This is a genomic window from Pseudoalteromonas sp. SG43-1, assembly GCF_014164415.1.
In the GTDB taxonomy this organism is placed as follows: Bacteria; Pseudomonadota; Gammaproteobacteria; order Enterobacterales; family Alteromonadaceae; genus Pseudoalteromonas; species Pseudoalteromonas distincta.
Genome location: NZ_JACJFD010000018.1, coordinates 63,026 through 77,879, shown reverse-complemented (window position 1 = coordinate 77,879; position 14,854 = coordinate 63,026). Strand labels below are relative to the sequence as shown.

The window sequence follows — 14,854 nt, the reverse complement described above, 5'->3', positions numbered from 1 at the left end:
ACCATGACTAACTATGTTGCTTTTAATGCACAGCGCGCTATCGATTACGTATCGACATTAATTGAATCTAAACAATGTAATTTTTTTGATTCCGGACAAACCTTATCGGCATATGAGTTTGGTGATGGCAATCTTAATTTAGTATTTAGAATTACTGATGAGCAAAACAATAGTGTTATTTTAAAGCAAGCTCTGCCTTACGCGCGTTGCGTGGGTCAGTCGTGGCCATTAACGCTTGATAGAGCCCGTATAGAAGCACAAGTTTTACTTAACCATGGTGCTATTTGCCCTACTTATACTGCTAATGTTTTACATTATAGTGAAATGCAAGCGCTGACTATTTTAGAAGATTTAGGTAATTTACAAATATTGCGTACTGCACAAAATAATGCAGAGCAATTCCCTAAATTAGCGCAGCACGTAGCGACCTACTTAAGCCACACCGGCTTTTATAATTCAGATTTTTACTTAACCGCGCAAACTAAAAAAGCACTCGTTAGCCAATTTACTAATCCTGAGCTTTGCCAAATCACTGAAGACTTATTTTTTAGCGATCCGTACATTGAGCACGAACGCAATAACTACCCAAAGCAACTACAAAACGAAGTTGACGCAATACAAAAAAACAACGCATTGAAGTTAGAAATAGCAAAACTAAAAGCTAATTTTTTATCTAACCCGCAAACATTACTTCATGGTGATATGCACAGCGGTAGCATTTTTGTTGATTGTAATAATACAAAGATGATTGACCCAGAGTTTGGCTTTTTTGGGCCTATTGGGTTCGATATTGGCTCTTTTATTGGTAATTTGCTATTGAATTACTGCGCACAAGCAGGGCATATTGATGACTTTGTAGCACGTCGTAATTACCAAACACATTTACTTAGCTGTATCGTAGACACCTATAGTTTATTTGAGCAGCAATGGCTTGAATTAATACGCACTAAAACAACAGATGAATCACTAGCGCCAGTAGGCTATGCGCAATACTTTATGAAAAACGTATTGCAAGATGCTGTTGGTTACTGTGGTGCTGAGTTAATTAGGCGTACTATTGGGCTTGCGCACGTAAGCGATATAGATAGTATTAGTGATGACAATGCGCGCCTTACAGTGCAAAAACAAACATTAGCACTAGGCGAGCAACTTATTTTAAATGCACAAACATGCAACAACAAAGAAGCATTCTTTAGTTTATTAATAAGCCAATTAAACTAACAAGCATTAAAAAAGGCGCTATAAGCGCCTTCTAGTTAGTTAAAACTTACTTGTAGTTTTCATAAATTTTATCAAGCGGCTCTGAAAGCCCACTTTCTTGCACTATACGTACATGCTTACGAGCCAACTCTCGTGCACTTGTTACACCGCATGAGTGAGCAATTAAACCGGCTCCGTAATGAATGTATTTATTATAGTTAGCTACTCGTTGCGCTTTATCAGCTACATTTAAGCCGCGTTGCAAACGCTCGTTATGCGTAGTGATCCCGGTTGGACAGGTATCTTTATTACATTGCATTGCCTGAATACAGCCCAGTGCAAACATATGACCACGAGCCGAGACAACAAAATCAGCACCAAGCGCTAATGCCCATGCAACCTTTGAAGGAACGATTAATTTACCCGATGCAATAATTTTCACGCGATCTCGAAGCCCGTGCTTTTCAAGCATATTAACTACAAGCGGCAAGCTTTCGCGAAGAGGTAAACCCACCGAATCCATAAGCGGCTGCGGTGCAGCCCCCGTACCACCATCAGCACTATCAATTGTTATAAAATCGGGTGCCGACTCAATGCCACGATGATTTATTTCTGCAAATAACGTTTCTAACCAGGTGTAATCACCAATAACGGCTTTAAAGCCTGTTGGTTTTCCTGTGGCATTACGTACAGTGGCAATCATATCGAGAATGTCGGCTGGGTTTTTGATTTCAGGGTGTCCATTTGGGCTAATCGAATCTTGCCCTTCTGGAATACCCCTAATTTTAGCTATTTCGGCGTTAACTTTGCGCCCTGGTAACATACCGCCTTTACCTGGTTTTGCACCTTGGCTCATTTTTAGCTCGAACATTTTGACTTGTTCGTGAGCTGCTATTTCTTTAAGTTTTTCGGTGCTTAAGTTTCCATGCTCGTCTCGGGCACCATATTTAGCTGTACCAATTTGAAATACCAAATCGGCGCCACCTTCAAGGTGGTAAGGGCTTAAGCCCCCTTCACCTGTGTTCATCCAGCAACCCGCTAATTTAGCACCTTTTGATAAAGCGCGCACAGCAGGCTTTGAAAGCGCACCAAAGCTCATGCCCGACACATTAAATAACGAATTAGTGGTGTAAGGTGTTTTACAATACGGACCTAAAGTAACATTACTCGGGTCGAGTGCTTCTTCATCTAAAGTAGGAAAAGCACAGTTCATAAACATAACCGTACCCGTCACTTCTAAGCTTTGTGTTGAACCAAATGCAGCGGTGCGATCGACATCTTTTGCTGCGCGGTAAACCCAACTGCGCTCAGCGCGGTTAAATGGCATTTCTTCTCGATCGAGAGCAAAAAAGTATTGTCTGAAAAATTCACCTTGGCGTTCAAAAAAATATCGAAAGCGGCCAATTACTGGGTAGTTACGCCTAATAGCATGTTTTGTTTGTGTTATATCGCGAAAGTAAAAAATAATAACAGTAAGCACAATTAACCCAAGTGCGATAATAAAAATACTCGCAAATACGTCAATACTAAACATAATGAAATTGCTCATCTAAGGCCCCTTGATGGCTATATTTTTAGATAATACCTATTGCGTAGTATGTGAATATTTTGACGATTGGAGTCGCTAAAATAAACTACATTACTAGGTCTGTGGTATAAAAAAGGTGTTGCGGTCAAAATGACACAACACCTTTGTTTGTTCAAGGTTTATAAGCCCTACAAAGCTAATTTTGCAGCTTAGTTAACTCATTTTTTATATATAAACGTACCTGTGTTTCTAATACTGACAAGGGCACTGAACCATGGCGAAGAACCTGATGATGAAATTCGCGAATATCAAAATTTGGTCCAAGCGCTTGCTCTGCTTCAACACGTAAACGTTTAATAGTTAACTCACCAATTTTGTATGACAGTGCCTGAGCTGGCCAAGATATATAACGGTCAGTTTCTGTTTTAACATTATGCAGCGAAAGCGCGGTGTTCTCGCTCATAAAGTTCATAGCTCGCTCGCGGCTCCAGCCATACATGTGCATCCCTGTATCAACAACCAAACGTGCTGCTCGCCACATTTCATAAGTTAAGCGACCAAAACGGCTATATGGGTCTTGATAAAAGCCTGCCTCTAAACCTAAATATTCAGAGTAAAGCCCCCAACCTTCGCCAAATGCCGAAAGGTAAGCATCACGACGATAGCTCGGCAAATTTTCAAGCTCTGCATTAAGTGATATTTGTAAATGATGACCTGGCACTGCTTCGTGCAATGTTAATGCTTCTAAAACATACAAAGGGCGCTTATCTAAAGCGTAAGTATTTACCCAGTAGTATCCAGCTTCATCATCTCGATTAGAGCCAGAATACCGACCTGTTGTGTATTTAGGGGCAATACTTGCGGGTACCGGTGCCACGCCATAAGGTTTGCGCGGTAAGGTATGAAATAACTTAGGCAGCTGTGCATCCATTTTTTTAGCAATGTAAGATGCTTCTTTCAAAAGTTGCTCAGGTGTTGTTGCGTAAAACTGTGGGTCGGTACGTAAAAAGTGAATAAACTCAGCAAATGAGCCTTTAAAACCAACTTCTTTTATTACAGCTTCCATTTCACCTCGAATGCGAGCAACTTCTTTTAAGCCTAGCTCGTGGATCTCTTTTGGTGTCATGTCGGTAGTGGTGTAATGCTTAGCACGGTTTTTATAAAAAGCTTTGCCATTAGGGGTTTCTGAAATACCAATACTTGTGCGGGCGCCCGGTTGGTATTGCTCAGTAAAAAACGTTAGGTAGGCTTTATATGCTGGTATTACTTTATTTTTTAAAACAACTTTAGCTTGCTGTTGAAGTGCATAAAAGTCACTCTCACTTAAACTGGCAGTGTTAGCTAAAAACGGTTTATAAAATTCTGATTGAGTTACATCATCAACAATATAAGTACTTATGGAGTCTTCGTATCCTTCTAAAACTGCTTTTGGTTGGGTGAGACCTGTTTCGAGCCCTTTTTTCATCCAATATATATTTTGCTCAAAAAAGCGGGGGATTTGTGCTAAACGTGCAAGGTATGTCTCTAAATCTTGCTCTTTTTTATATTGAGAACTGTTAACGATGTACGACAGACCGGAGTGAAAACCATACTCAGATGTAAGCGGCATGTAATGCGCATTAAACACATATTCGTCAACGCTATTTTGCACCTGAGCACGAATAATACTTAAGTTAATTTGATTTTCGTCACTAAGCTTAGTTGCATCTACGGCATCTAAGTCTGCTAATAATTGAGTATTACTTTTGTACTGCTTTGCTAAAAATTCTGGCGATAAATTGGCAAGTAAATAGCCATCAACCCCTTTTGAACTGCTATAAGGATTTATACTTTCTCTATATTGAACAATAGATTGTGCTACTTGAGTAAACTGCTCATCCGCATTGGGTGTGGTTATTTGACATGCACTTAACGAACATAAAGCAGTTATGCCAAGAAGCGTTTGGCGAAGCGTTTTTGGTAAAAAAAGATTCATTATTATTTAACTTGATGATGCAATAGATTGCATAAAACTATCGTAGGCTAAAGAAATAGCAAGTAAATGAGACAAACTAGCATATTGAAATAATGCTACATACGTTAACAGAAGTAAAAACCAGCCGAATTGATGAGAAAAACAGCGATTGGGCTGCTAAAGTAAAATTTAAGTTCCCTAACTATCGTTTTTGCTTTTAAATAGCGCGGATAATGATTACTGTATAAAAAAATAATAAAAAGCTCGGACGCATAACCGCCTCATGGAATGAGATATTTTAAAATTTGCACTTATGCGTACTTAGTTGGTATTTAAAATGATGTTCCATGATTCCATGGCTATTGCACAAGAGAAGATGACTAAAGTGTGTGTGTTTTTAGAGCGCTATGCACTTTCTCCTACGCCGCTCAATTATCAAGTTGTTTATACCTATACTAGCCAAACTAACCTTGAGCTGAACAAAGCCTTAGACCGCGCTATTGCGGTTGAAGATAATATAGACAGTGTTTTAATTGAACAGCTCCATGCTGAATTTTTAAATACCGGTCACACAGAGCAAGTCAACATGATTCAAAATGTTGATGGTGTTATAAGTTCACTTTCTCAAAACTCTCAAGCTACTGAAAAACAGATAATTCGCTTTGCGGGTCAGGTGAGCGAATGCGTACATTCACTAGATGAGAACAACATAGAACAAAGCCGTCAAGCGCTTGAAGTACTTCATAATCAAACCGCCGAATTACTAAATCAACACAAGCAATTTAAGCAAGAACTAAGTAAAACCAAACAACTACACGAAAAAACAAAAAAGCAGCTAAATCAACTTCGTAAACAACATATTATTGATAGCCAAACAGGGCTTTATAAACGCCATTATTTAACGCAACAAACTCAAGTATGGACTAATCAAAAAAAGTCTATTTGCGCCATTGCGATTCAAATAGATAACCTTGATCACTTTACTGAAAATTACGGTGATATAATTGGTGAAGTTATTTTGAATAAAGTAGCTAAACAAGTGCAAAAATATGTTTTTCAAAGTGGCTTGCCTGGCCGCACAGCTAAAGATCAATTTACTGTTTTACTCGCCGATATAGACCCAGAAACAGCCAATGTTATAGCTGAAAAAGTCCGAAATGGAGTCGAAAAGCTTCGCTTTGTTAGTTCAAAAACAGGGATTAAGTTACCTAGTATTGGCTTATCTCTAGGAATTGCTCAACATCTACAAGAAGATGATTTTAACCAGTTAGCTAAAAAAGCGTCTCATGCGGCTTTTAAAGCGCGGTCATTAGGGCAAAGTAGCTACACTGCAGGGCAATAAATTACCTGATAAATCATATTCAAATTGCACCTACTGCGTACAATAAAGTACACTAACCTCTATTGTCACGATAGAGATTAGTCATGAACGAAACCGAACAAAAGACCACGCATTTTGGTTATAAAACAGTAGCCGAGGGCGATAAAGCTTCTATGGTTGCTGATGTATTTCACTCAGTAGCTGCAAAATACGATGTAATGAATGATTTAATGTCTTTTGGTGTGCATCGTTTATGGAAACGTCAAACTATTGCAAGCTCAGGTGTTCGTAAAGGCCATCATGTACTCGATTTAGCCGGCGGCACTGGCGACTTAACGGCAAAATTTAGTCAACTAGTTGGCGAGACCGGTCAAGTTGTTTTGGGCGATATAAATTCATCTATGCTTAAGGTTGGTCGTGAAAAACTACACAATCTTGGCTTAGTAGGCAATATTGACTACGTACAAATGAATGCTGAAATGCTGCCATTTCCAGATAATAGCTTTGATGTGATCACTATTGCCTTTGGCTTACGTAACGTTACCGATAAAGACAAAGCATTACGCTCTATGTACCGTATTTTAAAGCCAGGTGGCAGATTACTTGTTTTAGAGTTTTCAAAACCAGAGCATGACGTACTTAGTAAAGCTTACGATTTTTACTCATTTAATTTATTGCCAACAATGGGTAAGCTAGTTGCTAACGACAGTGAATCGTACAAGTATTTAGCTGAGTCTATTCGTATGCATCCAGATCAAGACACATTAAAAGCGATGATGGAAGATGCGGGCTTTGAACAAACAACATACCAAAACCTCACAGGCGGAATTGTTGCACTGCATCGTGGTTTTAAATATTAAGGCTAGCAGTTATGGCGCTTGAAAAAATAACAAAAAGCAATAATGGTGCAATGTCATCTGAGTTTTTTATGTTACCTAATTTTGTACTTTCGCTTATTGAGCGTGTACTAAATCAAGCGCTTAGCCTTGACCCACAATTATCTCAAAAGCTAAACGCCGTTAAACATAAGCGCTTAGTGGTTGAAATAAGAGATTGGCAACAAAGCATCCAACTCGTTTATAGTGCTGATCAATTACACTTATACAGTGCTCAAAGCAATGAAAACGCAGATTGTATGATCAGCGCAGATATAGAAACACTTTTAGCGCTCAAAAACCCTGCAATGCTTACCCAATTAATTCGCCAAGATAAGCTCGACTTACAAGGCGATTTAAATATTGCGCAAACTTATAGCAATGCATTTTCAGGTATTGATATTGATTGGCCTGAACAACTTTCTAAATACATTGGCGATGCACCCGCTCAGCAGTTATACCTGCACTTAAAAGAACTAAAACAAAAGAGCAGCAAAACCAATACTAAAATAAGTACCATGCTTACAAGTTTATGCCAAGATGAGCTCGCAATTACTATTCATCCATTAGAACTTGAGCGATTTAAACAAAAAAATAGAGAACTCAAAGGACAAGTCGCTGCCGTTGAGCAACGCATTAACGCCCTCTTAAATTCTTTTTTACCTTCAAACACCCGCTAAGGATTTTTTGTGTCGACTGCACGTTTGTATAACATCACCAAAACGTTACTTAGCTATGGACTAGACGAGCTAATTCCAAAGCATAAAGTGCCTTGGTTTGGTAAAATAGCCCGTGGTAGTTTATTTTGGCTGCGTAATCAGCACAAAGAAAAACCGGCGGGGCTACGTTTACGTTTAGCATTACAAGAGCTGGGTCCTGTTTGGATCAAATTTGGTCAAATGCTCTCTACTCGTCGTGATTTACTCCCTCATGATATCGCTTTAGAGCTTGCGTTTTTGCAAGATCAAGTTCAACCATTTGAAGGCGAACTTGCACAAAAAATAATAGAAAAAGCGCTCGAAATTAACGATATAAGTGAATTATTTAGTGAGTTTTCACAAACTCCACTGGCCTCTGCATCTATAGCGCAAGTACATACAGCAAAACTTATTGATGAGCAGAGTATTGAGCAAGATGTCGTAATTAAGGTTATTAGACCCAATATTTATGAGCAAATTAATGCCGATTTAGCGCTAATGGAAAAGCTCGCAAAGGTACTTGCAAAAGTACATAACGAATCAAAACGCCTGCGTCCTGTAGAAGTAGTTAAAGAATATAAGAAAACACTCCTAGACGAGCTCGACTTAATGCGAGAAGGTGCCAACGGCATTCAACTAAAACGCAATTTTGAAGGCTCTGATTCATTATACATCCCTGCAGTTTACAGTGATTACAGCCGTAGCAATGTGCTGGTGATGGAGCGTATTTACGGCATACCCGTCTCTGATACCGATGCACTTATGGCGCAAAACACTAATATGAAATTACTTGCTGAGCGTGGCGTAGAAGTGTTTTTTACGCAGGTGTTTAGAGACAGTTTTTTTCATGCCGACATGCATCCGGGTAATATTTTCGTCTCTCGAGAGCACCCTGAAAACCCAATGTATATCGGTATTGATTGCGGTATTGTTGGTACGTTAAGCAAAGAAGATAAACGCTATTTAGCTGAAAACTTTATCGCCTTTTTTAATCGTGATTATCGCCAAGTTGCACAACTACACGTTGATTCTGGTTGGGTACCACCAGATACTAGCATTGAAGAATTTGAATTTGCGATTCGCACAGTTTGCGAGCCTATATTTAATAAACCTTTGGCTGAAATTTCATTTGGGCACGTACTCGTAAATCTATTTAATACTGCACGTCGTTTTAACATGCAGGTACAGCCGCAATTAGTATTACTACAAAAAACTTTATTATACGTTGAAGGATTGGGGCGTCAGCTATACCCACAACTCGACTTATGGAAAACAGCTAAGCCCTTTTTAGAAGACTGGGTAAAGCAACAAGTTGGACCGCTATCAGTACTGAAGCAAATGTATGCTAACTTGCCATTTTGGGCTGAAAAAATGCCCGAGTTACCGGATCTAATTTACCAAAATTTAAAGCGTGCACCACACATTCAACCGCAAGAACAAAAGGTATCTCATAAACCTTTAATATTGAGTTTATTTGGTAGTGCTACAATGATTATGGCAACACTTTGTTATTTACAGCACGATTTAATAGCTGCAAGTCTTGCAATAAGCTTATCGGCTATTAGCTTTATAGCGGCATGGCGCAGCGCATAAACTGGGTGCTATTTGCGCTAGTGAGCGTATAATTAGTATTTAAAATAAACATTTAACCGTTTTATATATTGGAGAAAACCATGGGTTTTGGTGGTATTAGTATTTGGCAATTATTAATTGTTTTAGCGATCATAGTTTTACTTTTTGGCACAAAAAAACTACGCGGTATGGGTGGCGATATTGGGGGCGCTGTAAAGGGCTTCAAAAAAGCAATGTCAGATGATCAAATGAGCGAGAAAGAGAAATCCGAGCAAATTCAACAATCAGAAAAAAACACTGCTGACAACTCAACCGATACTGAAAAAAACAAAGATAACAATAAGGTTTAATTAGTATGGGCATGTGGGAACTTGTTGTTATTTTTATTGTTGGTTTAGTGGTGCTCGGCCCTGAGCGCTTACCTGTTGCGATTAGAACAGTGAGTAAATGGGTTAAAACCGCTAAATCACTTGCCAACTCAGTAAAAGCCGAAGTAAGTGAAGAGCTTCGCATCCATGAGCTGCACGAAAACCTTAAAAAAGCAGAACAGCAAGAATTAAAAGATTTAAGCCCTGAGTTACAAAGCTCACTAACAGAGCTACAAAAAGCGGCTGAATCAGTTACTCACAGCTACAAAAAACAACAATCTGATACATCAAATAACCAACAACTTGATGAGAAAAAGTGAAATTTATTTCTCACTTTGTGGTCAACTTACTACATGGTATAAAAAATAATGGCTGAGGAAGTAAAATCAGGGTTTGTAGCTCATTTAATTGAGTTGCGTGATCGGCTAATAAAAGCGCTACTAAGCATTTTTGTTATTTTTATTGCCATAGTATATTTTGCAAATGATATTTATGCTTTTGTTGCACAGCCGTTAGTCTCGCATTTGCCAAGTACGGCAACCATGATTGCAACCGATGTAACAGCTCCCTTTTTTGCACCTTTCAAACTTACTTTATTTGTCGCTTTATTTGCGTCGATTCCATGGATATTGCATCAAGTTTGGGGGTTTATAGCGCCGGGTTTATATCAGCACGAAAAGAAAATGCTCATGCCTATTCTCGCCTCAAGTATAATATTATTTTATGGCGGCATAGCCTTTTGTTACTTTGTAGTTCTGCCAATTATTTTAGGGTTTTTTACAAGTACCGGTCCCGAAATGATGACCCTTGCACCTGACATAAGTAGTTATCTAGGATTTGTATTAAAGTTGTTTTTTGCATTTGGCGTCGCTTTCGAAATTCCAGTGGCTATTATGTTGCTATGCTGGAGTGGTGCAACAACAACAAAAAGCTTAAAAGAAAAGCGCCCTTATATCGTAGTGGGTGTTTTTGTAGTCGCGATGTTTTTAACACCGCCTGATGTATTATCACAAACATTGTTAGCATTTCCGATGCTTCTTCTGTTTGAGCTAGGTCTAATTTTAGCAAAGTTTTATACCGCTAAACCACAAAAAGAATCTGAGGAATAAAATGAAAAAACAACTACTCTCACTATTGGTTTTATTAAGCGCACCGACTTTTGCTGCGCAAACAGAGTTTAATACTCAAGCGTTACAAGCATGTAGCTTTATTGAAAACGATTTTAACCGCTTACTTTGTTACGATAATACCATCGCGGGTAAGTCACTGGTTAAGCCATCAGTAACAAAAACGCTCACACCACCAACAGCTAATAATGTACCTCAGGCAGTAGCCACAACACCAACAGAAGTGAAAAAAACAGCTGATGAGTTTGGGTTAGAGTACAAAAAATCACAGACAGAAAAAGACGCTGAAATTAAAGCGATGGTTGCTTCAGTTGAAGAAGCTGCTTACGGCGAGTTAATTATTTCGCTAGATAACGGTCAACAATGGCGTCAAATTGGCTCTGACAGCATGCGCTTGAAAAAGAACGATACGATTGTAATTAGCCGTGGTGTTTTTAACTCATTTTTACTTAAAATTGACGGTGAAAACCGCTCTATTCGCGTTAAACGTACTAAGTAATGTCATATACATTAATTGATGCTGGAGTTAACTTAACTAATCATCAATTTGATGAGCAGCATCACGATGTAATTACCCGTGCCAATGAAGCGGGTGTTACAAATATGCTTATTATTGGTTGTGATATTGCAAGCAGTCAGCAATCACTTGAACTTGCAACAAAGCATCTTCAATATTCTACGGCGGGTATCCACCCACATGATGCAAAATCAGCCACTAATGAACTAGAAGCACAACTAACTGTACTTGCAAATAATAAGCATGTTATTGCTATTGGTGAGTGCGGCCTTGATTATAACCGCGACTTTTCGCCTCGCGATGTACAGCGTAGTGTTTTTAGGCGCCAATTAGCACTTGCAGAGAAATTAGATTTACCTGTTTACTTGCATGAACGTGATGCAAGTGACGACATGCTAAGTATTTTAAAAGAGTTTAGTATTCGCGGTATACTCCACTGCTTTACGGGTAACTCAGCAGCTCTAAAGCAATATTTAGATTTAGGTCTATATATTGGTATAACGGGTTGGGTATGTGATGAAAGGCGTGGAAAAGATTTACAACAGCTAGTGCCTAGCATTCCTCTAGATCGATTATTAATAGAAACTGATGCACCATTTTTAATTCCACGAACAGTTAAACCAAAACCTAAATCACGTAAAAATGAACCTGCCCTGCTTCCTTATATCTGTCAAACGGTTGCACAACTTTATCAAATAGATGAAGAAGTTGTGGCCCGTAAAACTACAGAAAACTTTCACCGTGTTTTTGGTTTAGAAGATCGTTAATGGCCTATGCAAAGGCACTTTTAAGCCTATTAGTATTCCTTTGCACTTTTTGCTGTTTCGCAAACCCAGTAATAATAAAACACGATTTTAACTCTCAAAACATTAATAACCTGTATTACTCTTTTGAACCAACGTCGCTATTAAGTGCACAACAAAGTAGCCATATACAGTGGCAAAAAAACACAGCAAAACCCCTTAATTTAGGACTAGAGCAGCGTCCTGTATGGATAAAATTTAAAATAAAAAATACACTTAGTTATAATACTGAGCAAATATTGTCACTAAACAATCCTTTGCTAAACGACGTTCAAGTATATCAATTACATAACTCGCAATTACTTTCTTATACTCAAATTGGTGATGCCTACCCCTTATATAAGCGCACAATTAAAAGTGAATCTTTATTAGTTAAACTGCTCAGCCCTGCAAATAGCGAAACGTTTATTATAATGAAAGTGGCGAATAGTTCAGGCTTGCGAGTCCCTTTAACACTGTGGCAACCAGAAGCTTATTTGGCACACAAAGGAAAACTCAATTTACTCTATGGCTTATTGATTGGTTTTATATTTTCTTTGGGTGTCAGTTGCATAGTTTTATATGGTTTTTCACGTAAAGGTTATTTTGTTTATGCTGGGGTTATATCTCTCACATTAGGTAGTGTATTAGCCTACCTTTGTGGTTTTGGCTTAAGGTACGTTCATCCTAATTTGCCTGCATTACAGCAAGTTATGACCCCTATATTACTTATGCTTATCACTTTATTGTTTTTGCCTTTGCAGAAGCAAGTTTGCCATCCCAGGCCCTCTCTTCTGCTAACTATTCAAAAAGTTGTAGTTAACGCTTTAGCCATTTCGTTATTATTTATTTGGCTACTTCCAAACAACATAGTTACATTATTTTGTTTAATCACTACTCCAATCGTTTTAGGCTTTTATATTGTAACTACGTTTATGTGCGTGCGTTTAACGCCTTCTAAACCAAACAAAGCACTATTACTTGTATTGGTTTTTTTCTTGGTGGTAATGCTTTATTTTACTGTTGCAGTAATGGGCCTATACGCCTTTGACAGAAGTACGCTCGCATTTGTATTTGCATGCTTTTTTGGTTGCACTTTTTGCTTATGCTACAGCGTAATGAAGTTATTTATTTTACAACGCGATGAAGAAGTGATTGCTCAACAAACCTTGATTGCTGAAAACACAGCACAAGATACACTACTTAAAGAGCGCTTAAAATTACAAGAAAAAACTCGCCAAGAACTTGAATCTCAGGTGGACGAGCGCACCTTTGAATTACAAGTGACGCTTAGAGAGCTTGAAGAAAAAAACCGCTCACTTGAGTTACTAAATACTGAAGACGCATTGACTGGAATAAAAAACAGACGCTTTTTTGATAAAAAACTGGTAATGGAGCTTCGTCGCTCTCGTCGAGAACAAACGCCGCTTAGCATTGTTATGCTTGATATAGATCGATTTAAAAATATCAACGACACGTACGGCCATATCATTGGCGATCAAGTTATTAAAGCAGTGTCTGACCTTATAAAAGACCATTTAAAACGACCACTCGATGAAGTTGCCCGTTATGGCGGTGAAGAATTTGTTGTGCTATTACCTAATACCCCTAGTGAAGGCGCACAAGACATAGCTGAAAAAATACGAGCTGATATCTCAGTAAGTACAGTAACGGTTGCCAATAATGATATTCAATTTACTATTAGCGCTGGTGTATACACCAGTATTGCTGATGATGTTAGCAACCCTCAAATTTTTACTGAGTGCGCCGACAAAGCACTTTATTACGCAAAGCAGCATGGCCGTAATCAAGTAATTACTTTTCCATTACCACAGTAGGAGCATATTAACATGGCCCAATCAGGATTAGACCTTTTCCCATATACTCGCATGCGCAGAATGCGCCGCAGCGACTTTTCTCGCCGCTTAATGGCTGAAAACCAGCTTAGCGTAAATGATTTAATTTACCCTGTATTTGTACTTGATGGTAAAAATCGCCGCGAGGTAATTGAATCAATGCCTGGTATTGAGCGCCTATCAATTGATTTACTGCTTGTTGAAGCAAAAGAACTCGTTGAACTTGGCGTACCTGCCGTTGCTATTTTTCCAGTAACGCCTGCGGATAAAAAATCATTATTTGCCGAAGAAGCATATAACGATGATGGCTTAGCACAACGCACCGTAAGAGCGTTAAAAGAAGCTTTTCCTGAGCTGGGTGTGATTACTGATGTAGCACTTGACCCTTTCACTACGCATGGCCAAGACGGTATTATTGATGATTCAGGTTATGTTATTAATGATGTCACTACTGAAATTTTAGTTAAACAAGCACTTTCCCATGCAGAAGCTGGTGCTGATGTTGTTGCCCCTTCTGATATGATGGATGGTCGTATTGGCGCTATTCGCGAAGCACTTGAAGCTGATGGGTTTATTCATACTCGAATTATGGCCTACTCAGCTAAATACGCATCTAGCTACTATGGCCCATTTAGAGATGCTGTAGGCTCTGCTGGTAACTTAAAAGGTGCTGATAAAAAAACTTACCAAATGGATCCAGCAAACTCTGATGAAGCAATACGTGAAGTCGCATTAGACTTACAAGAAGGCGCTGATATGGTTATGGTAAAGCCCGGTATGCCTTATTTAGATATTGTACGGCGTGTTAAAGACGAATTTGGTGTACCTACTTTCGCATATCAGGTAAGTGGCGAGTATGCAATGCACAAAGCAGCAATTGATAACGGTTGGTTAAGTGAAGAGGCTACAATAATGGAATCTTTACTTGCATTTAAGCGTGCAGGAGCCGATGGAATATTAACCTACTTTGCTAAGCAAGCCGCAAAATATCTAGCTAAAAAGTAATTTTTTATTAAAAGGCGGTTAAACCGCCTTTTGTTTACATTCATTTACATT

The 14,854-nt window shown here is 38.7% G+C and carries 14 protein-coding genes; 12 read left to right on the top strand and 2 right to left on the bottom strand.

What is annotated here, in order from left to right; all coding sequences use genetic code 11:
• The first annotated feature begins 3 nt into the window (after positions 1-3).
• On the top strand, positions 4-1,221 hold the full coding sequence (gene mtnK, locus H5159_RS13315; RefSeq protein ID WP_182780423.1) for an S-methyl-5-thioribose kinase: 1,218 nt from the start codon (positions 4-6) through the stop codon (positions 1,219-1,221).
• A 46-nt stretch (positions 1,222-1,267) separates the two neighbouring features.
• On the opposite strand, the gene H5159_RS13310 is transcribed toward mtnK, so the two are convergent.
• Together H5159_RS13310 and H5159_RS13305 are read right to left on the bottom strand one after the other, a co-directional pair.
• Positions 1,268-2,749, bottom strand: a complete 1,482-nt coding sequence (locus H5159_RS13310; RefSeq protein ID WP_138489912.1) for an FMN-binding glutamate synthase family protein — start codon at positions 2,747-2,749, stop codon at positions 1,268-1,270.
• Positions 2,750-2,924: 175 nt separating this feature from the next.
• Positions 2,925-4,703 carry a DUF885 family protein gene (locus H5159_RS13305; protein ID WP_182780422.1) on the bottom strand — a complete coding sequence of 593 codons (1,779 nt, stop codon included), beginning with the start codon at positions 4,701-4,703 and terminating at the stop codon, positions 2,925-2,927.
• A gap of 334 nt (positions 4,704-5,037) precedes the next feature.
• Here H5159_RS13305 and H5159_RS13300 point away from each other — a divergent pair, with 334 nt between their 5' ends.
• The 11 genes from H5159_RS13300 (at position 5,038) to hemB (ending at position 14,803) form a co-directional block, all read left to right on the top strand.
• On the top strand, positions 5,038-6,024 hold the full coding sequence (locus H5159_RS13300) for a GGDEF domain-containing protein (protein WP_182780430.1): 987 nt from the start codon (positions 5,038-5,040) through the stop codon (positions 6,022-6,024).
• Positions 6,025-6,107: 83 nt separating this feature from the next.
• The gene (ubiE, locus tag H5159_RS13295; RefSeq protein WP_024597074.1) at positions 6,108-6,863 is read left to right on the top strand and encodes a bifunctional demethylmenaquinone methyltransferase/2-methoxy-6-polyprenyl-1,4-benzoquinol methylase UbiE; all 756 of its coding nucleotides are present in this window, start codon (positions 6,108-6,110) and stop codon (positions 6,861-6,863) included.
• A gap of 11 nt (positions 6,864-6,874) precedes the next feature.
• On the top strand, positions 6,875-7,558 hold the full coding sequence (locus tag H5159_RS13290; RefSeq protein WP_182780421.1) for an SCP2 domain-containing protein: 684 nt from the start codon (positions 6,875-6,877) through the stop codon (positions 7,556-7,558).
• 9 nt (positions 7,559-7,567) lie between these two features.
• On the top strand, positions 7,568-9,169 hold the full coding sequence (gene ubiB, locus H5159_RS13285; protein WP_024597076.1) for a ubiquinone biosynthesis regulatory protein kinase UbiB: 1,602 nt from the start codon (positions 7,568-7,570) through the stop codon (positions 9,167-9,169).
• 80 nt (positions 9,170-9,249) lie between these two features.
• Positions 9,250-9,498, top strand: a complete 249-nt coding sequence (gene tatA, locus H5159_RS13280; protein ID WP_004334954.1) for a Sec-independent protein translocase subunit TatA — start codon at positions 9,250-9,252, stop codon at positions 9,496-9,498.
• 5 nt (positions 9,499-9,503) lie between these two features.
• On the top strand, positions 9,504-9,836 hold the full coding sequence (tatB, locus tag H5159_RS13275) for a Sec-independent protein translocase protein TatB (protein WP_024597077.1): 333 nt from the start codon (positions 9,504-9,506) through the stop codon (positions 9,834-9,836).
• Between the two features lie 48 nt (positions 9,837-9,884).
• Positions 9,885-10,625, top strand: coding sequence for a twin-arginine translocase subunit TatC (tatC, locus tag H5159_RS13270; RefSeq protein WP_004334958.1), 741 nt, complete (start codon positions 9,885-9,887; stop codon positions 10,623-10,625).
• A 1-nt stretch (position 10,626) separates the two neighbouring features.
• The gene (locus H5159_RS13265; RefSeq protein ID WP_138489908.1) at positions 10,627-11,142 is read left to right on the top strand and encodes a hypothetical protein; all 516 of its coding nucleotides are present in this window, start codon (positions 10,627-10,629) and stop codon (positions 11,140-11,142) included.
• Positions 11,142-11,927, top strand: coding sequence for a TatD family hydrolase (locus H5159_RS13260; RefSeq protein WP_182780420.1), 786 nt, complete (start codon positions 11,142-11,144; stop codon positions 11,925-11,927). The genes H5159_RS13265 and H5159_RS13260 overlap by 1 nt, the downstream gene beginning before the upstream one ends.
• Positions 11,927-13,780, top strand: coding sequence for a diguanylate cyclase (locus H5159_RS13255; RefSeq protein WP_182780419.1), 1,854 nt, complete (start codon positions 11,927-11,929; stop codon positions 13,778-13,780). The genes H5159_RS13260 and H5159_RS13255 overlap by 1 nt, the downstream gene beginning before the upstream one ends.
• Positions 13,781-13,792: 12 nt before the next feature.
• Entirely contained in the window at positions 13,793-14,803 is a 1,011-nt protein-coding gene (gene hemB, locus H5159_RS13250) for a porphobilinogen synthase (RefSeq protein WP_024597079.1), read from the top strand.
• Positions 14,804-14,854: the final 51 nt, after the last annotated feature.